The following is a 25,068-nucleotide window of genomic DNA, read 5'->3' on the forward strand; positions in this document are numbered from 1 at the left end:
CGCTTCACCCGGCTAGACGGCGGAGGTGGTCACGCGGTTCTCGCATCGGTGTGACGTGGGACACTCACCAGGTTCCGGGGCGGTTGGGGAGAGCGAGCACGGCGCTGTAACCGCGTTCGATCGGGCTGTCACCCGCGTGCTGCGCGGTGCCCTTCGTCGCCAGCTGGTCCGGGGTGCCCTGGAAGACGAGTTTTCCTTGTGAGAGCAGCACAACGTCCGTGCACGCGGCGGCGACGTCCTCCACGAGGTGGGTGGAGACGACGACGCACGCGTCGGTGCCGATCTCGGTCAGCAACTCGCGGAACCTGAGGCGCTGCGCGGGATCGAGGCCCGCGGTGGGTTCGTCGAGGAGGAGGATCTCCGGGTCGTTCACGATGGCCTGCGCGATGCCGACCCTGCGGATCATGCCGCCGGACAACGTCTTCATCCTGTCGTCGGCCCGGTCGGCGAGCCCGACCCGTTCGATCGCGCGCTGCACCGCCGCCGGGATGTCGCGCATCTCCTTGAGCCACGCGACGTACGCGACGAACTCCCGGACCGTGAACCGGCGGTAGTGCCCGAACTCCTGCGGCAGGTAGCCGACCCTGCGGCGGAGTTGGCGCAAGTCCATGCCGCCCAGCAGGGACAGCTCTCCCGAGGCCGGTCCGACGACGGTCGCGAGCGTGCGGATGAGCGTTGTCTTGCCGGCGCCGTTGGGGCCGAGCAGCCCGTGCACGCCCCTGCCCATGGTGAGCGTGACGCCGTCGACGGCCATCCGCCTGCCGGCCTTGATCCGCAGGTCCCTCGCCTCGATCTCCCAGGCGTAGGTGGTGGGCGCGGTCATCGGTTCGCCTCCAGGCGCGTGAACGTCATCCGTCGCGCGGCGAGCACCGCGAGACTCAGGGCGAGCAGCACCGCCCACACCGGCGCGGCCTCCGCGGTCAGCGCTGCGGACGTGCGGCTGAACGCGATCGTCGGCGCCACGATCACCACGGCCCACGCCGCGATGAGCACGACCGCCGCCCGCGTGACCCCGATCAGCGTGCCCAGGGCGAGTGTCCCGACGGTGAACGCCAGGCACGGCAACAGCCACCGCACGAACCCGACGTCGCTGAGCAGTCCTGCCGCCGCCAGCCCGGGAACGGTGACGGCCAGCACCGCCGCCGTCCGCCGGAACACCAACGGCAACCCCGCCCGTGGTGTCGCGGCGGTCACCTCGAACGCCGGGTCCAGCGCCCGCCCCCACGAGGCGGCGACCCCGAGCACGGGCAGGACAGGCGCGACCAGCAACACCAGCGACACCCGGTCCCCGACCGCGAACCCGACCCGGTCGAGCGCCACCGCCGCGGCCGTGACCAGCAGGATCATCGCCAGCCACGGCCCCGCCGCAGGCGAAACCCACGAGTGCACCCGCCGCCACGCCCGCTGGCGAGGCATCTGCGGCGTGCGGTCGAGCAACGGCTCCAGCCCGGCCCACACGGCTTCGGCGATCGGCTCGGGCGCGAGCCTGCCCCGGCACGGCCCGCACGACTCCAGGTGCGACTCGACGGCCCACAGCTGGTCGGCGGGCACGTCCTGGTTCTGTTCGTAGCGTTGCAGCAGCTGGTCGCTCGGGTGCGCCCCGCCTGGTCCTCGGCTCATGCCGGCGTCTCCCGCGCCGAGTGGTTCTCCGGTCATGCCAGCGCCTCCCTCATCGCGATCCGAGCCCGCCGGGCGCGGGTCTTGACGGTCCCCTCGGGCACCCCGAGCAGCACCGACGTCTCCCGCACCGACAGCCCGTCGAGCACCATCGCCTGCAACACCTGCCGCAACTCGGGCGCCAACCTCCGCAGCGCGTCCCCGACCTCGTCCCCGACCACCCCGTCGAGCACCGCCTCGTCGGCGGCCGCCACCGTCCCCGGCGCGGCAGCGGTCGGAGGCGCGGCGTGATGAGCCCGCCGCCGGAACGCGTCGATCAACCTCCGCGCCGCGATCGTCCACAACCAGCCCACGGCACTCCCGCCCTTGGCGGCCCCGGCGAACGCGTCCGCAGCCCGCCACACCGCGAGATAGGTCTCCTGCAGCACCTCGGCCACGATCTGGTCGTCGGCACACCGCCTGCGCAGCCGCACGGTCAGCCACGGCGACGTGCGGCGGTACAGCTCCTCGAACGCGCGCCGATCACCCCGTGCGACGCGTCGCACGAGCTGCTCCTCGTCGAGGTCGGCCGGCTCACCCCGGATGGCTCTCACACTCCGCAAGACGTGGGAATCGCGGGCCAGGGTTCTCGTGGCGGTGTGGTGTGCGTCACGGCGGCGCGCCGGTGGGGTCGCGCTGCCGGGTGGCGCCCAACCGGGGCCGAGCGCTCGGTTGAGCGTGGGGAAGGAGTGGGGTGCCGTGTGCTCGGGTTGGCGGGGGAGAGGCCAGTGCTCGGGCGAAGCGACTGAGGAGGGCGGCTGCCGGTCAGCCACAGCTCGCCACCCACGACGCAACTCAGCTCATGGCTGACACAACTCCGCTCTATAGCTTCAGTGCAGGCCAAAACTAATCCGCTGGCGAAGGCAGCCCAACAGCGAGCGTCAACTCCAGGACCCGCTGCGGAGACCCCAGATCCGGGAACAGGTCCCGAAGCTGCCCCATCCGGTACCGAACGGTCTGAGGGTGCACGAACAACGCCGCGGCCACCTCCTCCCGCCGCCCGTGGTGCAACAACCAGGCCCGCAACGTCTCCTCAAGCCGTCGAGCAGAAGTGGCGGGCAGTTCGAGCAACGGAGCCAAAGCCCGCGCCCGCAGATCGGCGTATGCGTCAGGATCGGCGCTCAGCACGAGCGAAGCGAGGTGCTCCTCGGTGTCCCGGATGTCCGGCGAGAGAGAACGCGCCCGCACGGCCCGTTCGTAAGACGCCGAAGCACGCATCCATGGACGCGCAGGCCCGACGACCGCGTTACGGCCGATGAGCTGCCGCAAGAGATGAGACCGGTCTGCTTCCGGAACCATCAACACACCCGTGGACTCAGGCAGGTCGTCCAGCACCAAAGTGCCCGGATCGAGCAACCGGTAGGCGGGCCTGGCCTGGAACGCGGGCAGCAACACCACCGTCAACGCGGCAGGAGGCTGCCACCCCGCACGTCCAGCGGACGCCAGCAGCACCTCGGTGCTCGCCCCGGCCAGCAGGTCGCGGGCCAGCTGTTCGAGGTGGCGCTCGTGGGCGAGGCCGCGCGCGGCCAGTTCGTCGGCGTGGCCCGCGGCGGACGCGGCGGACAGTTCGTCGATGTAGGCGAAGGTCAGTTCGGCGAACTTCGCCACCTCGGAGGCAGGTAGACCCGCTGGTACGGCGCCTGCGGCCAGGCCTCGCCAGGCCACGCGGGCGCCTACGCGGTACGCGCTGAGCAGGGCGTCCATCGAGCGGCCGTCGCGCACCTCGCCCCGGCCGAGCTCGTAGGCCGCGTCGCTCGCGTCGGCGCCTCCGCCGGTGCCTCCGGCGAGGTCCAAGTAGTGTCCGAGCGCCGTTCGAACGGCGCGGCGGATCGTGCCACCCATGCGTCCGGACAGGGCGTTCGCGTACGAGGGCACCTCGGCGATGATGGCTCGGACGACCTCGTCGGCGGTCGTCTTCAGCACGGCCCGGATGGCGGCCACTGTCTTCTCGTCGAGGGCCAGTTCGGTGGCCCTCCTCATTGCGTGAGTCACGATTTGTTCCCTGCGAACAATCTGAAGGTTCAAATTCACGTCCTACGGACAGGACTTTACGCCCTGAGGCGCATCAAGCTGGATACATGACGAGTGCCGCCCTCCGCAGCAGGGCGTGGAAGATCCTTGAGCTGGTCACGACGCCACTGCTGCCGTCCGACTACCTCGACCTGGTGAGCCCCCTCCGGGCGGGCGCTGACCTGCGCGGCCGCATCGAGGCCGTGCACCGCGAGACAGACGATGCCGCGACCATCGTGATCCGGCCCGGCAAGGGCTGGCGCGGTCACGTCGCCGGCCAGTACGTCCGGATCGGCATCGACGTCGACGGCGTGCGCCTGTGGCGTGCGTACTCGGTGACGTCGCCGACCAGCCGCGCGGACGGTCGCATCACGATCACCGTGAAGGCCATCCCCGACGGCAAGGTCAGCAACCACCTGGTCCGCAAGGCCAGGCCCGGCACGATCATCCAGCTCGACCAGGCCACCGGCGAGTTCGTGCTGCCCGCGGCCAAGCCCGCGAAGGTGCTGTACCTGACGGCCGGCAGCGGCATCACGCCCGCGATGGGCATGCTCCGCGACGCCAAGCTCGCCGACGTCGTGATGGTGCACTCCGCGCCGCGCAAGGAAGACGTGATCTTCCGCAACGACCTGCACGACCTGGTCGCGGACAAGGCGCTCACGCTCAAGGAGCTGCACACCGACGCCGACGGCATGCTCGACGTCGCCAAGCTGCACGAGCTGGTGCCCGACTGGGCCGAGCGCGAGACCTGGGCCTGCGGTCCGGCGGGTCTGCTGGACGCCGCCGAGGCGCACTGGGCCGAGCACGGCATCGCCGAGAAGCTCCACACCGAACGGTTCCGCCCGAGCGTCGTCGTCGCGGGCGAGGGTGGCGAGGTCACGTTCGGCAAGACGGGCAAGACCGTCGAGGCCGACGGCGCGACTCCGCTGCTGAACGTCGGCGAGGAGGCCGGCGTGCTGATGCCGTCGGGCTGCCGCATGGGCATCTGCTTCGGCTGCGTGACGCCGCTGAAGTCCGGCGCGGTGAGAGACCTGCGCACCGGCGAGATCACCGAGGCCGAGGACAGCCCCACCGCCCACGTGCTGGTCCAGACCTGCGTGTCCGCGGCCGCCGGGCCCTGCGAACTCGAACGCTAGCGCCGTGACCCGACCACGTCGCTGAGCCTTCCCACCACAGACCTTCCTCCCCCGCGAAGTGGCCCCACCCCCAGCCACTGCTCCCCTCGAAAGCGAGCTTCATGACCGCCATCGACCCCACCGCCCACCTGACCGACGAGCAGATCGAGGAGCTCGGCCGCGAACTCGACGCGATCCGCGACGAGATCATCGCGAGTCGTGGTGAGAAGGACGCGGCCTACATCCGCAAGGTCATCTCGGCGCAGCGCAAGCTGGAGCTGACGAGCCGCGGCATCCTGCTGTTCTCGTTCTTCCCGCCGGCGTGGATCATCGGCACCGCCGGCCTGTCCGTGGCGAAGATCATGGACAACATGGAGATCGGCCACAACATCCTGCACGGCCAGTGGGACTGGATGCGCGACCCGAAGATCCACTCCACCACCTGGGAGTGGGACCACGTCTCGCCGGCCGAGCAGTGGAAGCACTCGCACAACGAGCTGCACCACACGTACACCAACGTGATCGGCAAGGACAACGACCTCGGCTACGGCATCATGCGCGTGGACGAGGACCAGAAGTGGCACCCGATGCACCTCGGGCAGCCGGTCTGGAACTTCATCAACGCCTGCTTCTTCGAGTACGGCATCGCCGCGTACGACCTGGAGCTCGGCAAGAACCTGCACAAGCGCCGCCGCAACCGCCCGGAGTTCCGCGCGCGGGCCGCTGCCGTGGGCCGCAAGATCCGCAAGCAGGTGCTCAAGGACTACGTGATCCACCCGCTGCTGTCGGGCCCGTCGTTCCTCACCACGCTCGCCGCGACGTTCACCGCGAACCTGATCCGCAACCTGTGGTCGCACTCGGTGATCATGTGCGGTCACTTCCCCGAGGGCGTGCAGGTCTTCGAGCGCCGCTCGATCAAGGGCGAGACGCGCGGCCAGTGGTACCTGCGCCAGATGATGGGCTCCGCGAACATCAGCGGCAGCAAGGCCATGCACTTCATGACCGGCAACCTGTCGCACCAGATCGAGCACCACCTCTTCCCGGACCTGCCGAGCAACCGGTACGCCGAGGTCGCGGTGAAGGTGAAGGCGCTGTTCGAGAAGTACGAGCTGGAGTACGTCACCGGCCCGCTGCCCAAGCAGGTCTTCTCGGCGTGGCGCAAGGTGTTCCGCCTGTCGCTGCCGAACAAGAAGCCGAAGACCAAGGCCCCGAAGCGCGACAAGGAACTCGTCGCGGCCTGAGACGGGCATTGGTTTAGATCTTTCGGCCGTACCGGAGAGCACTCCGGATTCGGTGAGATTCCTTCGTAGGGCCCGAGCTCGACCCCTGCTGCTTCATCGGGCCCTCCGACGGAGGAACCTATGCGAAGGGTCTACCTCGTCGCGGCCACCCTGCTCACGGCCGCGACGATCCACACGCCTGTCTCCGCCGCGGCCCCCGCGGCCGCGGCGATCACCGAAACGGTCTACGTCGAGTCCACGATCGACAGTGACGCCGACGGCAAGCTCGACCGGATCGCCGCCGACGTCATGCGGCCGGACACGGCCGAACGCGTGCCGATCGTGATGGAGGCCAGCCCCTACTACGGGCTGGGCGCGGCGGCCGCGTCGTCCATGAACGTGCCGCGCGGCTTCGGCCGTTGGTACGACGAGTACTTCGTGCCGCGCGGGTACGCCGTGGTCGAGATGGAGATGCAAGGCACCTCCCGCTCGACCGGCTGCCCGACCACGGGCGGTCCCGAGGACACGGCGAGCGTCCGCGCGGTCGTGGACTGGCTGAACGGCCGGGCCAAGGCGTTCTACGCGGACGGCCGGGAAGCGCTTGCCAGCTGGAGCACCGGCAACGTCGGCATGCTCGGCGTCTCCTACAACGGCACGCTGCCCAACGCGGCGGCCGCGGCGAACATCCCCGGTGTCAAGACGATCGTGCCGATCGCGGCGATCTCCAGCTGGTACGAGTACGCGCGTGACCAGGGGATCGGCTACAAGGGCTGGGAGTCCAACTACCCGACCTTCCTCGCCAACTACGTCGTCAGCGCGGCGCAGAAGGCGAAGTGCAAGCCGGTGTTCGACAAGCTGACCGCGGACGACGGCGACGAGTCCTACGACTACACGTCGTTCTGGAAGGCCCGCGACTACCGGCCGGGCGCGCAGAACACGTCCGCGTCGGTGTTCGTGGTGCACGGCCAGGCCGACTGGAACGTCAAGCCGTCGCAGTTCGGCCGCTGGTGGAAGGAACTCGAGAACCACGACGTGCCGCGCAAGATCTGGCTGCACCGCGGCGGTCACCTCGACCCCATCTCGTTCCGCCAGGCCGAGTGGCAGCGCGTCATGGGCCTGTGGATGGACCACTGGCTCAAGGGCGCCGACAACGGGATCATGTCCGAGCCCATGGCCGACGTGCAGAAGCCGGACGGCAGCTGGGAGCAGGCCGCCTCGTGGCCGCGCCCGGACACGCAGGACACGACGCTGTACTTCGGTCCCGCGTCCGGTGGCATGTCCGGTTCGCTGACCACCACCCCGGTCACGAGCGGCACGCAACGTCTCGCGGCGAACGCGAACATCAGCGAGGCCAGCATGATGGCGAACCCGGAGACCGCGAACACCAACCGGCTCGCCTACGTGACGCCCCCGCTGACGAAGGACACGCGCCTGTCGGGCGAGGTCAGCCTCACCGTTCGCGTCGCGTCGAACCGCGCGTCGACGCCGCTCACGGCGTTGTTGGTGGACTACGGCCCGAGCAGTCAGGCCGTGCTGTCCGAACGCAGCCCGCTGCAGCTGTCCACCGAGGTGTGCGGCAAGAACGACCTGCGGGACAAGACCGGGTGCGCCCGGCCGCCGGACGTCTCGATCCAGGCCGTCACGGCGACGATGCTGACCAAGGGTGCCATCGACGCCAAGAACAGGCTGTCGCTGGAGACCGCGACCCCGTTGCCCACCAACGGGACCACCGCGGACGTCACCTGGAAGCTGCACGCCCGTGACGCGATGATCCCGGCAGGGCACCGGATCGGCATCGTGCTCGTCACCAACCACAACGCCTACCTGGCGTCGGACTCGGCGGCGAGCGGTGTCTCGCTCAACGTGTCGCTGGGCGCCAGCAAGGTGGTGCTGCCGATCGTCGGGGGAGTGGTGCCCCGGTGACCTCGCGGTGAGCTGAGGGGGCGGGGGCCTGCGCGCAGTGCGCAGGCCCCGCCGTCACCGGTCTGGCCCGCGGGTTTCGCAGTGCGCGGGTCCCTGCCCACCGGTCCAGCCTGCGGACTTCACAGTGCGCAAGCCCCCTTCTCCCTACCCTGGCGCGATGCTGCTCGCGGCCATCCCGAGTCCCACCCAGGGCGTCTGGCACCTCGGCCCGGTGCCGATCCGCGCCTACGCGTTCTGCATCATCGCCGGCGTCCTCGTCGCCGCCTGGCTGACCGAACGCCGCTACGTCCAGCGAGGTGGCAGGCCCGGCGTGATCAACCAGATCGCGACCTGGGGCGTCCCGTTCGGCATCGTCGGCGCCCGGCTCTACCACGTGGCCACGTCGTGGCAGCCGTACTTCGGCCCCGGCGGGAACCCGGTCAAGGCCCTGTACATCTGGGAAGGCGGGATGGGCGTCTGGGGCGCGATCGCGTTCGGTGCCCTCGGCGCATGGATCGGGGCGAGGCGGGCCGGTGTCGCATTGCCGCCGCTGGCCGACGCGGCGGCGCCGGGAATCCTGCTCGCGCAAGGGATCGGCCGCCTCGGCAACTGGTTCAACAACGAGGTCTACGGCGCTCCGACCGACCTGCCGTGGGCGCTCACGATCCACCAGTGGGACCTGGACGCGGGCCGTGCGGTGGTCGGTCCGGACGGGCTTCCCGTGGTGCTGGGCACGTTCCACCCCGCGTTCCTCTACGAACTGCTGTGGACCTTCGCGGCGGCGGGCGTGGTGATCTGGGCCGACCGCCGGTTCACCCTCGGGCACGGCAGGGCGTTCGGCCTGTACGTCGTGCTCTACACGCTGGGCAGGCTGTGGATCGAGGCGTTGCGGATCGACGAGGCGAACACGATCCTCGGTCTGCGCCTCAACATCTGGACGTCGGTGCTGGTGGGGCTGGGTGCCGCCGCGCTGACGGTGTGGTCGGCGCGGCGGCATCCCGGCAGGGAGGACCTCAGGTCAGCTTCGGCGCCGAGTTGTACGCCTCCGCCAGCAGACGTGGATTCCGGACGGACCTCCGCGGATCGATCGTGACCGTGCGGACCTCGCCCGGCAGGAGCCAGAAGTAGTTGTCGCTGTAGAGGGTGGGCAGCACGCGGTCGGTGCCGTTGCGCTCGCGCAGCGACAGCCGGACCATCGCGGCCACCGTCTTTCCGGTGTTGCGGATGATCGCCGTGCAGCCGTTCTTGTTGGTGCTCAACGTGGTCTGGAGCTGCGTGTAGGCCAGTTGGTTGAGGGCGTGCATCGACTCCGGCGTGCGGTAACGCCAGTAGGTGTTCTCGGAGAGTTGCTTGCCGGCAGAGTCGGTGAGCGTGAGGCGCAGCAGGTGGAACGCGGGCAGCGCGTCGTCGAACGGCACGGTGAACAGCTTGCTCGCCGACGTCGCGGCCACGTCGAGCTTCTGCTGCTGCGCCTGCCCGATCGCCTTGCCGTCCAGGCCGTGCAGCTGCGCCTTGACGGTGACGCCGGTCAGCGCCGACGCGGTGTGGTTGACGGCCGTGACCTGCCAGCTGGTCGGGTCGGCCTGCACGTGCCGCTGCTCGCAACCCTTGCGGGAGCCGTAGTAGCTGCCGTTGACGTCCAGGTCGTAGTCGTAGGTCTGCCACACCGTGCTGTGCCACGCCGGGTGCGACATCCACAGCAGCACGCCGGTCGCGTCGTTCCACAGCCGCGAGTTCCACGCCTCGAAGATCGCGCGCATGTTCTCGTAGTTGACGAACTGGGCCTTGCGGCAGAACTCCTCCAGGCTGCTCGACGGCGCGAGACGGCCGTCGATGGCTGCCTTGTAGCCGTTGGGCTGCTGGTTGCTGTTCTCCGACCAGTCGTGGTGGTACCAGGCCTCGCCGATCGGCCAGCCCGCGTTGCCCTGGCCGACGAGGTTGCGCATGCTCTCGACCACGGACACCGTCGGCAGGCCGATCTCGCTCCAGAACCCGAACTTCCCGCCCGTGGCCTCGCCGGTGCCGTACGTGCGGGGGTCCACCCAGCGGTACGTGCCGTCGCCGGTGATCACGCCGCTCGCCGAGTTCGGCTGGTACATCAGGTCGGTGTTGGTGTGGACGATCTCCTTCAGCACGCTGTCCACCGAGGACGGAGGGCTGCCCTCGTTGCAGCCGAACCACGCCACGCAGCAGGGGTGCGAGCGGTAGCGCAGCACGGTGTCCTTGGCCTGCGCGAAGAACTTGTCGTGGTTGGCCGGGTCGTACGACCAGCCGAGCCAGAACTCGTTCCACAGCAGGATGCCGTACTTGTCGCAGGCCTCGAAGAGCTCCTCGCGGTACGACGAGCCGACCCAGTTGCGGATCAGGGTGAAGTTCATGTCCCTGTGCAGTGCGACGGCCGCGTCCGCGCGTGACGCGGGCATGCGGCGCAGCAGCTCGTCCCAGCCCCAGCTGCCGCCGCGGGCGAAGATCTTGACGCCGTTGACGAGGATGATCAACGGCTTGGGGGAGTTGTCCTTGGATGCCACGTCGGTCCAGGTGTCGCCGTCCTGGGAGACCTGGATCTTGTAGGTGGCGGCGTAGGCCGTCTCCCAGCGCAGGACGACGCGGTCGAACGTCGTGGTGGCGCCCAGGTCGACCTGCACCCACTCGTTGTCGTTGTAGTTCGACGTCCACCGGGACTTCGGGTCGCCGTCGGTGACGGCGCCGGGCGAGGTCCAGTCGGCGGCCGACGACGCCGTCGCGGTCCTGCCCCGCGCGAGGTCGACGTCCGGAGTCTTGCTGTCCACAACGGACAGTGTGAAGACCGAGAAACCCCAGCTGGTGGCGCGCTTCAGGCCCTGCATCCGGACGTACCGCGCCTGCTGGAACGGGAACTCGACGGTCTGCTCGGCGGCGCCGTCGACGATCGTGATCGGCAGGTCGTACTGGTAGGTGACCTGGCGGAGGCCGAACTTCCGCTGCCTGCGGTCGCTGACCGCGCCGCCGACGGTGGCCGTCAGCGTCAGGTCGTGCAGGACGGGGTCGCCGTAGCCGTTGGGCCACCACAGCTTCGGGTTCCTGATGCGCAGCTGCGAGTGCGTGGACGGCGCGAACACGACGTCGGACTCGGAGTTCGGCGGCACGGTGACCGTCCGGCTGACCTTGATCCCGTCGAACTCGGCGGTGACGGTGACGCTCTTCGCGGCGGCCTCGACGTTGCGCACGGGCACGGTGAACGTGACCTCGGCGGTGCTCTTGTCGGGCAGCACGGTGTCGATGCGCGGGTCACCGATGACCGCGGCCCCGGTCGAGCGCAGGCGGACGTGGTTCCAGATGCCGGACGCGCGGTCGCGGACGGCGGGCATCCAGTCCCAGCCCGACACCGCGAGGTAGGTGGGGGAGTTCTTGAACATCGTGGTGTTCGCGCCGACCCACGCCTCACCGCGCGGTCCCTTGTCGCCGGGGCTGCCGGGGAACGGCATCGGCGCGATCCGCACGGCCAGGTTCTGGTCGCCGGAACGCCTGAGCGTCGAGGTGACGTCGAGCGAGGCCCGGCCGAACGGGTTGCTCAGTGCGCCGATCTTGGCTCCGTTGAGCCAGATCTCGGCCTCGTGGTTGATGCCGTCGAACTCCAGCCAGACGTGCCTGCCCGCGGACGTGTCGAGGCCGCGCGGCAGGCCGAACGTGCGCAGGTACCACCACACGTGGCGCGACAGGGCCTCCGGGATCTGGAGGTTGTTCATGCCGTGCACCGGATCCGGCAGGTGGCCCTGCTCGACCAGCGACGCGAGCACCGTGCCCGGGACGGTCGCGGGAACCCAGCCGCGGGTGTCGACGTCCGGACCCGAGAGCGCGGCGCCGTCCCCGGAGGGCGCGAAGTCCTGCATGGTGAGCACCCAGCCGGACTCGATCGGCACCGAGCCGTCGGCGGCCACGGTCAGCGCGGGGTTCTCGTGGTTCCGGACCGGCCAGTTCGTCCAGCCCTTCACCGCGGGCCGGTTGTCCCTGCTGGTGCCGTAGACCTGGATGCCGTTGAGCCCCAACGGGTTGGCCGTCGAGCGACGCGTGGCGGAGAACCGGACCCAGCGCCCCTTCACGACCGGCGTGAACGGGACGGTGACCGCGCCGCCCGTGCCGGACTCGCTGTGGTGGACCGTTCGCCAGGTGCGGCCGTCGTCGGAGACGTCGAGGTCGAACGCCACCGCGTAGCTGGACAGGATCTCGGTGCCGAGGGTCTCGGCCCGCGACGCGTTCGCGTCGAACGCCGGGTCTCCGGGCTTCGCCTCGAACGTCAGCACCACCGAACTGATCTCGCAGCGACCCTGCAGGTCGACGATGAGCCACTGGCCGTCGCCCTGCCCGGCGCGCCAGCCGGAGCCCCGCACGCCGACCTGCGCGAGACCGTCCACCGCGAACTGCCCCGGCGTGGCCGCGTAGTCCGTCGACGACACCGACACAGGCCGGAACAACGCGAGGTCGACGGCCTCCCGCTGCGCCACCTCCGCCCCCGGTGCGGCCGACGCGACACGCAGCACCAGGCTGCTCACGCCGAACCCGGCGAGCAGCCCGCCTCCCGCGGTCAACGCTCTGCGCCGCGACACACCGCTGCCGAAGTCCTGCGCCATTGCGAGCTCCGATCACTGTCCTGACAACGTTGCCAGGAAGCTTCGATCCGGTTACTCGGGCGGTCAACAAGACAAGCGAGACAGGAATTCTGCGGCCAGACATCGATGTCAGGACCGGGATCGTTGGCAGGTGCGTCTGCCAGGCAGAACGGTACTGCGGGAGGTTCGTCCCGGTCACGGCCGTGCGAAAGACCGGTACAACGGGTGGGCCGGTTTCCGCCGGAGACCTGGAGGCGGTCGGGTGACCGGTGGTCTCGGGCAAGATCGAGTGGGTGAGTGAGAAGCGAGCTGTCAGGGCCGAGTTCGACGCGGTGGGGGAGCGCGCTGCCACGCCGACCGACTACGACGCCGTGGCCGAGGCGTACGCGGCCGACAACGAGAAGAGCTTCGCCAACGCCTACTACGAGCGGCCCGCGACCCTCGCCCTGGCCGGTGACGTGGCCGGGCGACGGGTCCTCGACGCCGGCTGCGGCGCGGGCCCGTTGTTCGCGGCACTGCGGGACCGGGGCGCGATCGTGACCGGAGTCGACGTGAGCTCCGGGATGCTGGCGCAGGCACGGCGGAGGCTCGGCGCGGACGCGGACCTGCGGGTCGCCGACCTGGCCGAGCCACTGCCGTTCCCGGACGCCGCGTTCGACGACGTCATCGCCTCCCTGGTGCTGCACTACCTCCGGGACTGGGGCCCGGCGCTCGCCGAACTGCGGCGCGTGCTGCGGCCCGGCGGCAGGCTGATCGTCTCCGTCAACCACCCCGCCGCCGACTACTGCGCCGAACGTCTCGCGGGCCGCCGCCCCGACTACTTCTCGACGTACGCCAACCCCGCCCGGTGGCCGGTGGGAGACCAGGTGGTCAGCGTGACGTTCTGGAACCGGCCGCTGCACGCCATGACCGACGCGTTCGCCGCGGCCGGGTTCCGGATCTCCGCGATCAGCGAGCCGGCACCGCTGCCCGAGGCCCGCGACCTGTTCCCGGAGGAGTCCGCGTTCTACGCGGGCGCCCCGAACTTCCTGTTCTTCGTCCTGCAGGCCGGCTGACGCGGGTCACGCCGGCCGGATCACCGCGGTCACGGTGATGTCGACGTACCGGCCGATCAGGAACCGCGGCGCGCGGATGCCCAGCGTCCGCCGGTCCAGCCGCGTGGTCGCGGTCAGCACCGCCTCCGCTCCGTCCACAGAGGACAGCGAGACCTCGCCGTCCAACTCGGTTGCGGCACCCCGGGCGGTGAGTCTGCCGGTCACGTGCCAGCCGGAGCCGGCCGCCTGCGCGGACAAGGCGGTGAACCTCATGGTGGGGTGCCGGTCGAGGTCGAGCAGGCCCGGTTTGCGCAGGTCCAGGTCGCGCCGGGTGATCCCGGTGTCGATCGCGCCCAGGTCGAGGGTGCCGTGCACGGCCAGCAACGCGCCGTCCGCGCCGATCTCGACGGTGCCCGCGGTGACGGGCACGGTGCCACGGGCCCTGCGTCCCAGGTTGCTGACCTCGAACGACGCGGTGCTGCGGCTCACGTCCGCATGCCAGACGCCGGCGGTGAGCGTGCGCGTGGCGGTCATGACCGCGCCCCGGTGTGCTCGACGACGGTCAGGACCGGGTAGATCTCGGTCCGGTCCGCTCCCGGCAGCAGTGCCACGTCCTCGCCGGGCAGCAGGTGCGTGCCCATGATCGCGGTCTCGACGTCCGCGAGCGCCTGTTCGGACTCGGCGATCGTCAGCACGATCTCGGAGCCGTCGGCCTTCCTCAGCACGTAGGTCCTGATGGTGCCCGGCACCGCCCGGGCGACGGGCTCGATCCGTTCCCTGGCCGCGAAGTCCGCGGCGGCCAGCAGTTCCGGTCCGCGAGGTCCGTCGAAGTAGGTGAGCTGCGCGTACATGGTCGCCTCCTCGGGTTGGTGCACCGAGTCTCGCCACCAGGGCCGCCGGGCGGATCCGTGCCACCACGGAGGTCACGCGCCGGGTGTCACCAGACCGGTCTCGTAGGCGAGGACGACGGCCTGGGCGCGGTCGCGCAGCTCCAGCTTCGCGAAGATGCGGGCGACGTGCGTCTTGACCGTCGCCTCGCTCAACGTCAGGTGGGAGGCGATCTCGGAGTTCGACCGTCCACTCCCGACCAGCGTCAGGACCTCGCGCTCCCGCGGGGTCAGCGCGGCCAGGTCCCTGTGCACCGCGGGCGCGGAGACGCCGGACGCGAACCGTTCCACGAGCCGGCGGGTGATCGACGGGGCGAGCAGGGCGTCACCGGTCTCGATCAGCCGCACGGCCGCGACGAGGTGCTCCGGTGTGACGTCCTTGAGCAGGAAACCGCTCGCCCCCGCCGTGAGCGCCTCGTACACGTACCGGTCCAGGTCGAACGTCGTCAGCATCAGCACGCGGGTCCCACCCGGCTCCCGCACGATCCGCCGGCACGCCTCCAGCCCGTCCATCCCCGGCATGCGGATGTCCATCAGCACCACGTCCGGCCGCAGGTCGCGCACGGCCGTCACGGCCTCCGCGCCGTCCGCCGCCTCGCCGACGACCTCGACACCGCCCGACCTGAGGATCATCCGGAACCCGATGCGCACGAACGCCTGGTCGTCCGCGATCACCACGCGCGGCCCGCTCACGGCTGCCCGATCGGGATCTTCGCCCGGACGCGGAACCCGCCGCCGAGTCGTCGCCGTGCGTCCAGGTCGCCGCCCAGCACCGCCACGCGCTCGCGCAAGCCGAGCAGACCCCGCCCTCGTCCGTCCTCAAAGGACACAGCGTCACCGGACAGTGCGCTGGGCCCGGAGTTGAGCACCTCGACGCGCAGGTGGTGTTCCGCGTACCGCACCGTCACCTCCGCCTGCCGCCCGTCGCCGTGCTTCAACGCGTTCGTCAGCGCCTCCTGCACGATCCGGTACGCCGTCAGGTCCACACCGGACGGCAACGGGCGCGGCTCACCGGAGATCCGCACCTCCACCGGCAGTCCCGCGAAGCACATGCGGTCGACCAACGAGCTCAGCCGGCTCAGACCCGGTTGCGGCGCCAGCAGGTCGTCGCTGTCGGCCGACGGCGCGAGCAGGCCGAGCATGTGCCGCAGCTCGGTCATCGTGTCGCGGCCCGCGTTCTCCACGGCCAGCAAGGCGTCGGTCGCGTCCTCGGCGGCGGAGGACAGCACCCGCCGGGCGGCCCCCGCCTGCACCACCATCACGCTCACGTTGTGGCTCACGATGTCGTGCAGCTCCCGCGCGATCCTGGCCCGTTCGGCGTCGACGGCACCGCGGGCGGCGGTCTCCCGTTCCCGCTCCAGCAACCAGCCTCGTTCCTCGACCGCACGGGTGTACGCGCGTCGCGCCGCGGCCAGCCGCACCGCGAAGTACGCGGCGGCCAGGCAGGCGGCGACGGCCACCACCAGCTCCCACACCCCGTCACTGTCCCAGAGCGGCGACCAGGCGCGCATCACACCCCGGATGCAGTCACTACACCCCTGGGATGACCCGGTCCGGCGAGTTACCTCCGCAGGCTGACGCCCGCGACCACGGCGCTCAGCAGTATTGCCGCCATGCAGAACGCAGACGCAGTCGTCGAACTGACGAACGTGCGCAAGGAGTACAGCGACTCGGTCGCGCTGGACGGGGTGTCGCTCACCGTCCGCGCCGGGGAGGCCGTCGCGGTGATGGGGCCGTCCGGCAGCGGCAAGTCCACGCTGCTCAACATGATCGCGGGCCTCGACCGCCCGACGTCGGGCGAGGTCGTCGTGCACGGCACCGCGCTGGGGGCGCTGAGCGAGACCGGACTGGCGCTGTTCCGCCGGCGGGGCATCGGCATGATCTTCCAGTTCTTCAACCTGCTGGACGACCTGTCGGCGCTCGACAACGTCGCCCTCGCCGCCCAGCTCACCGGCACGAAGCCGGGACAGGCCCGCGCCCGCGCGCTGGAGCTGTTCGGAGAGCTCGGCATCTCCAGCCGCCGCAACGTCCACCCGGCGCAGCTCAGCGGCGGGGAACGGCAGCGCGTCGCGGTGGCACGGGCGTTGATGAACCGACCCGCGCTGCTGCTCGCCGACGAACCGACCGGCGCGCTCGACAGCAAATCCGGCGAGCAGGTCATGGACCTCCTGCTGGACCTCAACCAGATCGGCCAGACGCTTCTGCTCGTCACGCACGACGAACGCCTCGCCACCCGCTGCGCCACCCGGTTGATCGAGGTCGTGGACGGCCGGATCGCCCGCGAGAACAGCTTGGAGCGGGCATGAACGCGGTGTGGTCGGCGTCGTGGGCGGCGGTCCGGCGCCGGAAGCTCCAGACGATCGTCATCGGCCTCGTCGTGTGCGCGGCCAGTGCGACGCTCGTGATGGCGCTGGGCCTGCTGGAGGCGGCGGCCGCGCCGTTCGACCGGGCCTTCGCCGCGCAGCAGGGCGCGCACCTCGCCGCCGAGTTCGACCCGGAGAAGGTGAACGAGGCCGAGCTGGCGAGCGGGGTGTCCGCCGGGCCGTTCCGGCAGGCCACAGTGGACACTGCGGACTCCAACGTCTACCTGGGCGCGCTCACCGTCGTCGGACGCGCCGATCCCGGTGGCCGGGTCGACCGGCTCTCGGTGTGGAAGGGGCGCTGGGCCACCGAACCCGGCGAGATCGTGCTCAACCGCACGCCGGACGTCGAAGGCCGCATCGACGTGGGCTTCCGGCTGGAACTCCCGGGGCTCCCCGCGCTGACCGTCGTCGGGTTCGCCCGCTCGGTCACGGGCTCCGCCGACGCCTGGGTCACGCCCGAGCAGGTCGAGGCCCTGCGCCCGAACGCGCTGCAGGTGCTCTACCGGCTGGACGACGCCACGGCGGCGGGCGTCACGGCGTTCACCGCGACCCTGCCGCGGGACGGGCTGCTCGGCACGCTCTCGCACCTCACGGTCAAGGACAAGGCGACGTCCGAGCTGGGCGTGTTCATCCCGTTCCTGATGATCTTCGGGATCCTCGGCCTCGTCGTCGCGGTCCTGATCGTCGCCAACGTCGTGAGCGGCGCGGTCGTCGCGGGGCTGCGGCACATCGGGATGCTCAAGGCGATCGGCTTCACCCCGGACCAGGTCATGGCCGTCTACCTGGTGATGGTGTCGATCCCGGCGGTCGTGGGCTGTCTGCTGGGCACGACCGCCGGCAACCTCTTCGCGAAGCCGGTCGTGCAGGACGCCGTCGAGGGGTTCGGCGTCGACCAGTTGAGCTTCGCGCCGTGGGTGAACCTCGTGGCGGCACTGGGCATGCCGCTCCTGGTGGTGTCGGCGGCGCTCGTCCCGGCCCTGCGCGCACGCGGACTTCCCGCGGCACAGGCGATCAGCGCGGGCACCACCGCGCACACCGGGCGGGCGTTGCGGATCCAGCGATGGCTGAGCGGCACGCGGTTGCCGCGCTCGGTCAGCCTCGGCCTCGGGATGCCGTTCGCCCGCGTCGGCCGCAGCGCGCTGACGCTGGCCTCGGTCGCGCTGGGCGTCATGGTCGTGACGCTCGCGACCGGCCTCACCACGTCGGTGTCGGCGTACAACGAGGCGGTCCGCCCCGACTACACCACGACCGGCAACTTCGAACTGCTGGCCGGACCACCCGCGGGCGCTCCGCCGATGCGCCTGCCGGGGGAGGACCACCCGGAGCCCAGGCTGGGCGACGCCGAGGCCGAGGCGATGCTGCGCGCACTGCCCGGTGTCGAGGCGGTGCTGGCGACCACCCGGATCGACGCGGAGGTCGCGGGCGGCACCCAGGAGACCACGATCCACCTCCACCGCGGTGACGCGGTGTTCCGGCCGCGCGTGCTGAGCGGGCACTGGCCAGACGGGCCCGGCCAGGTCGCGGTGCCGTCGAGGTTCCTGAACCAGCGCGGGTTCGCGGTGAACGACACGATCACCGTGCAGGCCGGGGGACACCGGACGCAGATGAGGATCGTCGGGGTCGTGCTGACCAACAACGCCGACGAGATCTTCGCCGACTGGTCCACAATGGACGTTCTCGCTCCCGGTGCGCGCGCCAGTTCCTACGTCGTGCAGACGACGGCCGGCCGAGACGCGTTCACCGCGGCCGTCGAGGCCCGCGATCCGGGACTGCGCATCCTGCCGCCGCGCGACGGCACGTCGTCCACCGCCGTGATCATCATCAGCGCCTCGGTCGTGCTGACGCTGGTGCTGGGCGCGGTCGCGGCACTCGGCGTGTTCAACACGGTCGTCCTCAACGCCCGCGAACGCCGCCGCGACCTCGGCATGCTCAAGTCGATCGGCATGACCCCGCGTCAGGTCACCGTGCTGCTCGTGACGTCCATGGGAGGGCTGGGCGTGCTCGGCGGGGTGATCGGCGTGCCGGTGGGCATCGCCGCGCACCAGATCGTCGTGCCGCTGATGGCGGCCGCGGGCCAGTCCGACGCCGTCGACATCCTCATGAACGTCTACCACGCGCCGCAGCTCGCGCTGCTGGCCCTCTCCGGCGTCGCCATCGCCGTGCTGGGCGCGGTCGCGCCCGCCAGGGGAGCGGCGCGTCTCTCGATCGCGACTGTTCTGCACAACGAATAGGGGGAACCAAGATGCGCCGGTTGATGGCGTTGTCGCTTGTGATCGCAGGAGTTCTGACAAGCAGCCCGCCCGCTGTCGCCGACGGCGGCACGGTGATCAGACGGACCTCGTACGGCATTCCGCACGTGCTCGCCCACGACTACGAGGGCGCCGGGAAGGGGCTCGGCTACGCGTTCGCCGAGGACAACGCCTGTGTCATGGCGGAGATCGTCGTGACGCTGGCCGCGGAGCGCTCCCGCTGGTTCGGGCCCGAGAACCAGGCCGGTGACCTGTACTACCGGCGGCTCAACCAGTCCGGCGTCGTCGAACGCGAGCTCGGACGCGGCCCGTCGAAGCAGGCTCGCGACCTCGTGCGCGGTTACGTGGCCGGGTTCAACCGCTACCTCGCCCAGAACGGCCTGCCCGAGGCCTGTGCTCAGTGGGCGAGGCCGATCACCGAGATCGACGTGTGGCGGCGCGTGCACCAGGTGGCGGGCCTGACCGGCAGCGAGCAGTTCCAGGAGCAGCTCGTCTCGGCCCAGCCGCCGGGCACCGCGATCACCGCACCGGCACGGGCCGAGCGGGAACGCCCCGGCAGCAACGGCATCGCGCTCGGCCGTGACGCCACGACCGGCGGCGGGATGGTGCTGGGCAACCCGCACTTCGACTGGGCCGACACCTGGCGCTTCTACCAGCACCACCTCACGATCCCCGGCGAGCTGAACGTCAGCGGCGCGGGCCTGTACGGCGTGCCGCTGGTCAACATCGGCCACAACGACCGGCTCGGCTGGACCCACACGGCGTCCGAGGCGCAGACGATGACGCTCTCCCGGCTCACGCTCGTCCCCGGCGACCCGACCAGCTACCTCGTGGACGGCAAACCGCACCGCATGATCGCCGAGCAGGTCACCGCCGGCGGCACCACGAGAACCCTCTACCGCACCCCGGACGGCCCGGTGGTCGAGGACGACCGCGCTCTGCAGTGGACGGACAGCACGGCGTTCGTGCTGCGCGACGCCAACCAGGGCAACCTGCGGGTCGTCGACCAGTGGCTCGCCGTCGCCCGCGCCCGCAGCGTCCCCGACCTGTACCAAGCCCTCGTGCGCCACCAGGCGTTGCCGTGGGTCAACACGCTCGCCTCGGACTCCACCGGCACCGCCTACTACAGCGACGTCCAGGTCGTTCCGCACGTCACCGACGAGCAGCGCGCCCGGTGCGGTGTCAGCGCGCCCATCGGCCTGGTCGTCCTCGACGGCAGCCGGTCGGACTGCGGCTGGGGTAGCGATCCCGACGCCGTGACACCGGGCAGGTTCGGCCCGAAGCGGTTGCCCACGCTGATCCGCCGCGACCACGTCAGCAACATGAACGACAGCCCGTGGCTCACGAACCCCGCCGCACCGCTGACCGGGTACCCGTCCATCGTCGGCGACGTCGGCACCGAACGCTCTCCGCGCACCCGCCTCGGGCTGGACATGATCGGGGACAACAGGTTCTCGTTGTCCACTTTGGAATCAGCGATGTTCGGCAACCGCAACCTCACCGCCGAGCAGGGACGTGCGGCGGTGGTAGCGATGTGCGAGGCCAACCCGGTGTTGCCCGCCGGGGACGGCAGCCAGGTCGACGTCCGCGCGGCGTGCTCGGCCCTGGCGACCTGGTCCGGAACAGGTGACACCGGCGAACGCGGCCGAGGCGCGTACTTCTGGCGTTCGTTCCTCGTCCTCGCCGGACGGCCGGGGAGCGCGCTGTTGTGGCAGGTGCCGTTCGACCCGGCCGACCCCGTCCACACCCCTCGTGGCATCAACGCTGCCGATCCCGGCGTGCAGCGGGCGTTCGCCGACACCGTCAAGGTGTTCGCGGCGGCCGGAGTCGCGGTCGACGTGCCGCTCGACGCCGTGCAGCGGTACGAGGACGTGCCGATCCACGGCTGCCGCGGCCCGGAAGGCTGCTTCAACGTCATCTCGGTGCCCGGCCCGCCCCGGCCGGGAGTCACGCCGGAGATCCCACACGGCACCAGCTTCGTGATGGCCGTGGAGCTGACGCGGGACGGGCCGCGGATGAGTTCGGTGCTGGTCTACGGCCAGTCCGCAGATCCGGCGTCGCCGCACCACCCCGACCAGGCGCGCCTGTACGCGCAGAAGCAGTGGGTGAAGGGCGAGTTCACCGAACGGGAGATCACGCGCAACGCCGACCTGGTGGTGCGCCGCCTCCGCTAGTGGTGTGGCTCGCAACGTTGCCGGTGGAATTCGCGGTCAGACGGGTGCATCGTGGTGCCGCCCCCACGTCCTCATACTTGACCGTATGGGGGCGTGGGGGCGGTGCCGCGAGGCGCCCTGCTGAGCGTGGATCACGCCGCCGACGTTGCGAGCCACACCACTACCGGGTGGCGATGGTCAGCAGATCGGCGGCAGGTCCCCGCAACGTCCCGCCGGACGGCCAGACCGCCCGCAGCGCCCTGTGGAGGTCGACGTCACCGACCTCGACCCTCACCAGCGTGCGGGCGGCGACGTCCGCGGCCACGGTGTGCAGGCTGAGCACCGCGGGACCGATGCCGCCGATCGCGGCCGCCTTGATCGCCGTGGTCGACGACATCTCCAGCAACGGACCGGCGGACTCGGTGATGCCGGCGGCCAGCAGCGCGTGCTCCCAGGCCTGTCGCGTGCCCGAACCGGGTTCCCTGCTGACCAGCGGGGTCGCGGCCGCCTTCGCGGCGGTGACCTTGCGGCGCCTGGCCCAGGGGTGGCCTGGAGCGACGACGAGCACCAGTTCGTCGTGCGCGACCACCCGGCTCGCGAGGCCCGCGGGCGCGTCGGTGCTCTCGACGAACCCGAGGTCGGCCTTGCCCGCCAGCACCTGCTCGGCGACGTGCACCGAGTTGCCCGCCGACAGCACCGTCGCGGTGTCCGGGCTGACGGACCGCAGCGCGATCAGCCACGCGGGCAGCAGGTACTCGGCCACGGTGAGGCTCGCGGCGATCCTGAGGTGGCTCTGCCGGTCCGCGCGCAGGCTCGTGATGCCGGCGTCCAGGTCGGCCGCCCGCGCCAGCACCTGTGCCGCCCACCCGGCCACGAGCTGGCCCGCCGTGGTGAGCCGGGCGCCGCGCGGGGTGCGTTCGAGCAACGTCACGCCGACGCGGCCCTCCAGCGTCCTGAGGCGTTCGCTGGCACTGGGCTGGGACATGCCGTGCGCCTGCGCCGCCCGGCCGATGCTGCCCAGCTCGGCGACGCTCAGCAGGAGGTCGAAGCTGGTCAGGTCGGTGACCCTGGACGACAGAGGCATAGGGACAGCCTATGTGCACATCGGCGATCGCCGCCTACCGGATCTTCCCGGGCACGAGGAGTGTCATGTCGTGACCGCTCTCGCACCTCGACCACACCGTGCCCCAGAGGTGCGACGAGCGGCGCCCTTCGGCCCGAACCTCTTCGCCTCGGTGATGGGTACGGGGATCGTCGCGACGGCCGGGGCGTCGATGCCCGGCCTGCGCACCGCCGCCACGTACGTCTGGGCGCTGGACGCCGCACTGCTCGTCGTCCTCCTCGTCGCGGCACTGAGGCGCTGGACGTGGTCGACGGTCCGGGCGCAGCTCGCTGACCCCGTGATGGCCCAGTTCTGGGGCGCGCCGCCGATGGCGCTCATGACCGTCGGTACCGGCGCGTTGCTGCTCGGCAAGGACTGGATCGGGCTGCCCGCCGCCCTCGCGCTCGACTGGACGCTGTGGACGGCCGGCACGCTGCTCGGGCTGGCGACGTCGGTGCTCGTGCCGTTGCGGATGATCGGCAGCGGTGAACGCGCGTTCGCCGGGTGGCTTATGCCCGTGGTGCCGCCGATGGTGTCCGCCGCCTCTGGAGCCCTTCTGGCGCAACACGTGCAGGACGGGGCTTTCCGGCAGGCCCTCGTGCTCGGGTGCTACGCGCTGTTCGGCGTCAGCCTGTTCGCGACGATGGTGATCGTGCCGCAGATCTGGCAACGGCTGGTGCAGCACGGACTGGGCGCGGCCTCGACCGTGCCGACGCTGTGGATCGTGCTCGGCCCGCTGGGCCAGTCGATCACGGCCGCGAACCTGCTGGCCGGTGTGCCCGTGCTGCCAGGCCAGGCCGCGTTCGGCGTGCTGTACGGGACGATCACGTGGGGGTTCGCGCTGCTGTGGGTGGCGCTGGCGGCCGCGGTGACCGTGCGGACCGCCCGGCGCGGGCTGCCGTTCGCGTTGACGTGGTGGAGCTTCGTCTTCCCGCTCGGCACCCTGGTGACCGGCACCAGCGCGCTGGCGGTCCGGGTTCCGTCGGCGCTGTTCTCCGCGGTCGCGGTGGCGCTGTACGGCGCGCTGGTGGCCGCGTGGATCACCGTGGCCGTTCGGACGCTCCTGGCCCGCTGATCGTCCGGAAGCGCGCGTGGACGTGCCGCAGGAACTGCTGTTCCTTCTCCAGAGCGGGAAGTTCCGCGAACTTCTTGGCGCGGGACAGGCAGAACTTGAGGAACTCCAGCGAGTCCAGCAGGTCGGGGATGACCCAGGGCTGGGACTCGCCGACGCACGCGCGCTGGAGCGTGAGCGTGCCCCTGATCGCGGTCTCGGCCTCGCTCCAGCGGTCGAGCCGGGCGAAGCAGGTGGCCATCAGCCAGGTCGCCGTGGCGCAGCGGGCGGCGTAGGGCCGCGGTGACTCCTGGACGAGGTCGTGGAACACCTTGGTCGCGATGCGGTAGCCCTCCAGCGCGTTGAGGTGGTCACCGCGCTGGGACAGCCGGTTGGAGAAGTTCAGCAGCACCTGGGCGTACTGCGGGCCGTGCGTGGCGGGATCGTGCCGGTGCAGGTCCTGGATCAGCAGCAACGCCTGCTGTCCGACCTCGAACCCGTCCTCGCCCAGGTCGCTCAACGCGGTGGCGTGCGTGTCGAGGGCGGCGATGTAGAGCTTCCGGTACTGGACGGGATCGAGGTCGGCCAGGTCGCGGAGCAGGTCCACGGCCTCGGCGGCGAACTCGGCCGCTCTCGCTCCGGTGTGTGCCGTGCAGGCGAGGCTCAGCGCGACCGCCTGGTCTGCCGGACCGAATTTCCTGGACAGCTCAAGGGTTTCCAGCGACGCGGCCACCGCACGAGGGTTCTGCACGGCGATGTTGCGCGACACGACCGTCTGCAGCGCCTCGAAGAGCAGCCCGTCGTCGCCGAGCGGACGCGCGAGGGCCACGGCCTCCTCCGCCTTCTCGCGCGCGTACCAGTCGTGGCCGAGCCGGGCCGTGGTCCGGGCGAGCACGACGAGCGCGCGAGCCCGCAAGTCCGGTGTCGTGGCGTTCTCCACGGCGAGGTGGGCGAGTTCGGCGGCCTCCTCCACCTGCTCGCTGCCGGACAGCATCAGGGCGAGGTCGAGGTCCAGCACGGCGCTGCGCGCGCCCGCCGGTCCGGAAGCGGCGCGGTTCGCCTTCTCCAGCGCGATCTGGGCGAGGGGCGGCCCCAGACGTGAGTCGTGGCGGGGCAGACGGAGGTAGGCGTCGACGGCGACCTCGCGGCTCAACGCCGGAAAGCGGTCGTGCAGCAGGTCGAGGATCTGATTCGGGTCGGCGACCAGCCCCACCGCCTGCGCCAGTGCGATCGCGTAGTCGTCCGGGTGGTCCGTCAAAGCCCGTGACAGCGCCAGATCGGCGGCCTGCGCGGCGACGCCCGTTCCGCCGGACAGCCGGCACAGCGCGGCCACCGCGTGCGGACGGTCGGGTGCGGCGACGGCGCGCAGGGCGTCGGCCAGCACGTCGGCGCCCCTGTCGGGTTCGCCGTAGGCGGCCAGCGCTTCCTGCACGAGCTCGTCGGCTGGGACGAGCGGGGTGGGTACGTCGGCGGTGTGGACGGGGTCGTGAGGTGCGGTGCCGAGTCCCTGCGGCGCGGTCAGCAGGTCCGCCGTGCGGCCGATGTCGTACAGCCCGGCCCCGAACCCCGGCAACGCGCTGAGCAGCGCCTCCGCGGATCGCCTGTCGCGCACCGGGAACAGCGCGGGCAGCGCCAGCGTCAAGGCCAGCGTGATCGGGTCGTCGGCGAAGCCCAGTCCGGCTTCCTCCACCTTCGCGCGCCAGTGCTCCAGTTCCCGCGGCATGGGATCATGCAACCAGC

At 71.0% G+C, this 25,068-nt stretch carries 20 protein-coding genes; 9 read left to right on the plus strand and 11 right to left on the minus strand.

The window, feature by feature from the left end; all coding sequences use genetic code 11:
* Positions 1 to 64 precede the first annotated feature (64 nt).
* The 4 genes from ACFWN2_RS10945 to ACFWN2_RS10960 all read right to left on the minus strand — a co-directional run bounded on the left by ACFWN2_RS10945 (position 65) and on the right by ACFWN2_RS10960 (position 3,648).
* Entirely contained in the window at positions 65 to 823 is a 759-nt protein-coding gene (locus ACFWN2_RS10945) for an ABC transporter ATP-binding protein (RefSeq protein WP_382426610.1), read from the minus strand.
* The gene (locus tag ACFWN2_RS10950) at positions 820 to 1,656 is read right to left on the minus strand and encodes a zf-HC2 domain-containing protein (RefSeq protein WP_382426612.1); all 837 of its coding nucleotides are present in this window, start codon (positions 1,654 to 1,656) and stop codon (positions 820 to 822) included. Before ACFWN2_RS10950 ends, ACFWN2_RS10945 begins: the two co-directional genes overlap by 4 nt.
* Complete coding sequence (locus ACFWN2_RS10955) at positions 1,653 to 2,201, minus strand: RNA polymerase sigma factor (protein ID WP_382427431.1); 549 nt, start codon at positions 2,199 to 2,201, stop codon at positions 1,653 to 1,655. Before ACFWN2_RS10955 ends, ACFWN2_RS10950 begins: the two co-directional genes overlap by 4 nt.
* A 301-nt stretch (positions 2,202 to 2,502) precedes the next feature.
* Entirely contained in the window at positions 2,503 to 3,648 is a 1,146-nt protein-coding gene (locus tag ACFWN2_RS10960; RefSeq protein ID WP_382426613.1) for a PucR family transcriptional regulator, read from the minus strand.
* Between the two features lie 86 nt (positions 3,649 to 3,734).
* Here ACFWN2_RS10960 and ACFWN2_RS10965 point away from each other — a divergent pair, with 86 nt between their 5' ends.
* The 4 genes from ACFWN2_RS10965 to lgt all read left to right on the plus strand — a co-directional run bounded on the left by ACFWN2_RS10965 (position 3,735) and on the right by lgt (position 8,996).
* Positions 3,735 to 4,802, plus strand: coding sequence for a ferredoxin reductase (locus tag ACFWN2_RS10965; protein WP_382426615.1), 1,068 nt, complete (start codon positions 3,735 to 3,737; stop codon positions 4,800 to 4,802).
* Positions 4,803 to 4,903: 101 nt separating this feature from the next.
* Positions 4,904 to 6,022 carry a fatty acid desaturase family protein gene (locus ACFWN2_RS10970; protein WP_382426616.1) on the plus strand — a complete coding sequence of 373 codons (1,119 nt, stop codon included), beginning with the start codon at positions 4,904 to 4,906 and terminating at the stop codon, positions 6,020 to 6,022.
* A 120-nt stretch (positions 6,023 to 6,142) separates the two neighbouring features.
* Positions 6,143 to 7,924: a CocE/NonD family hydrolase gene (locus tag ACFWN2_RS10975; RefSeq protein ID WP_382426617.1), complete on the plus strand. Its 1,782-nt coding sequence runs from the start codon at positions 6,143 to 6,145 to the stop codon at positions 7,922 to 7,924.
* A 157-nt stretch (positions 7,925 to 8,081) separates the two neighbouring features.
* Positions 8,082 to 8,996: a prolipoprotein diacylglyceryl transferase gene (lgt, locus tag ACFWN2_RS10980; RefSeq protein WP_382426619.1), complete on the plus strand. Its 915-nt coding sequence runs from the start codon at positions 8,082 to 8,084 to the stop codon at positions 8,994 to 8,996.
* Here the strand turns inward: lgt and ACFWN2_RS10985 are convergent.
* Positions 8,917 to 12,510 (minus strand): discoidin domain-containing protein, encoded by a 3,594-nt coding sequence (locus ACFWN2_RS10985; RefSeq protein ID WP_382426620.1) that lies wholly within the window; start codon positions 12,508 to 12,510, stop codon positions 8,917 to 8,919. The two genes, lgt and ACFWN2_RS10985, sit on opposite strands and share 80 nt — an antisense overlap.
* A gap of 311 nt (positions 12,511 to 12,821) precedes the next feature.
* On the opposite strand from ACFWN2_RS10985, the gene ACFWN2_RS10990 reads away from it, so the two are divergent.
* On the plus strand, positions 12,822 to 13,544 hold the full coding sequence (locus ACFWN2_RS10990) for a class I SAM-dependent methyltransferase (RefSeq protein WP_382427433.1): 723 nt from the start codon (positions 12,822 to 12,824) through the stop codon (positions 13,542 to 13,544).
* A 6-nt stretch (positions 13,545 to 13,550) separates the two neighbouring features.
* Here ACFWN2_RS10990 and ACFWN2_RS10995 read toward each other — a convergent pair whose 3' ends face one another.
* From ACFWN2_RS10995 to ACFWN2_RS11010, 4 genes are all read right to left on the minus strand, one after another.
* Positions 13,551 to 14,057: a YceI family protein gene (locus ACFWN2_RS10995; protein ID WP_382426621.1), complete on the minus strand. Its 507-nt coding sequence runs from the start codon at positions 14,055 to 14,057 to the stop codon at positions 13,551 to 13,553.
* Entirely contained in the window at positions 14,054 to 14,374 is a 321-nt protein-coding gene (locus ACFWN2_RS11000) for a hypothetical protein (RefSeq protein WP_382426622.1), read from the minus strand. Before ACFWN2_RS11000 ends, ACFWN2_RS10995 begins: the two co-directional genes overlap by 4 nt.
* 72 nt (positions 14,375 to 14,446) lie before the next feature.
* Complete coding sequence (locus tag ACFWN2_RS11005; RefSeq protein WP_382426624.1) at positions 14,447 to 15,103, minus strand: response regulator; 657 nt, start codon at positions 15,101 to 15,103, stop codon at positions 14,447 to 14,449.
* A complete protein-coding gene (locus ACFWN2_RS11010) occupies positions 15,100 to 15,921 on the minus strand; it encodes a sensor histidine kinase (RefSeq protein ID WP_382426625.1) in 822 nt (273 codons plus the stop codon). Before ACFWN2_RS11010 ends, ACFWN2_RS11005 begins: the two co-directional genes overlap by 4 nt.
* Positions 15,922 to 16,023: 102 nt before the next feature.
* On the opposite strand from ACFWN2_RS11010, the gene ACFWN2_RS11015 reads away from it, so the two are divergent.
* The 3 genes from ACFWN2_RS11015 (at position 16,024) to ACFWN2_RS11025 (ending at position 21,196) form a co-directional block, all read left to right on the plus strand.
* Positions 16,024 to 16,716 (plus strand): ABC transporter ATP-binding protein, encoded by a 693-nt coding sequence (locus tag ACFWN2_RS11015; RefSeq protein WP_382426627.1) that lies wholly within the window; start codon positions 16,024 to 16,026, stop codon positions 16,714 to 16,716.
* Positions 16,713 to 19,004 (plus strand): FtsX-like permease family protein, encoded by a 2,292-nt coding sequence (locus ACFWN2_RS11020; protein WP_382426629.1) that lies wholly within the window; start codon positions 16,713 to 16,715, stop codon positions 19,002 to 19,004. Before ACFWN2_RS11015 ends, ACFWN2_RS11020 begins: the two co-directional genes overlap by 4 nt.
* Before the next feature lie 92 nt (positions 19,005 to 19,096).
* The gene (locus ACFWN2_RS11025; protein ID WP_382426631.1) at positions 19,097 to 21,196 is read left to right on the plus strand and encodes a penicillin acylase family protein; all 2,100 of its coding nucleotides are present in this window, start codon (positions 19,097 to 19,099) and stop codon (positions 21,194 to 21,196) included.
* 160 nt (positions 21,197 to 21,356) lie between these two features.
* On the opposite strand, the gene ACFWN2_RS11030 is transcribed toward ACFWN2_RS11025, so the two are convergent.
* On the minus strand, positions 21,357 to 22,259 hold the full coding sequence (locus ACFWN2_RS11030) for a LysR family transcriptional regulator (RefSeq protein WP_382426633.1): 903 nt from the start codon (positions 22,257 to 22,259) through the stop codon (positions 21,357 to 21,359).
* Between the two features lie 109 nt (positions 22,260 to 22,368).
* Between ACFWN2_RS11030 and ACFWN2_RS11035 the strand changes: the two genes are divergently transcribed.
* Positions 22,369 to 23,352 carry a TDT family transporter gene (locus ACFWN2_RS11035; RefSeq protein WP_382426635.1) on the plus strand — a complete coding sequence of 328 codons (984 nt, stop codon included), beginning with the start codon at positions 22,369 to 22,371 and terminating at the stop codon, positions 23,350 to 23,352.
* Here the strand turns inward: ACFWN2_RS11035 and ACFWN2_RS11040 are convergent.
* Positions 23,318 to 25,051 carry a hypothetical protein gene (locus ACFWN2_RS11040; protein WP_382426637.1) on the minus strand — a complete coding sequence of 578 codons (1,734 nt, stop codon included), beginning with the start codon at positions 25,049 to 25,051 and terminating at the stop codon, positions 23,318 to 23,320. The two genes, ACFWN2_RS11035 and ACFWN2_RS11040, sit on opposite strands and share 35 nt — an antisense overlap.
* Between the last annotated feature and the right edge of the window lie 17 nt (positions 25,052 to 25,068).

Source organism: Lentzea sp. NPDC058436, assembly GCF_042721515.1.
Lineage (GTDB): Bacteria > Actinomycetota > Actinomycetes > Mycobacteriales > Pseudonocardiaceae > Lentzea.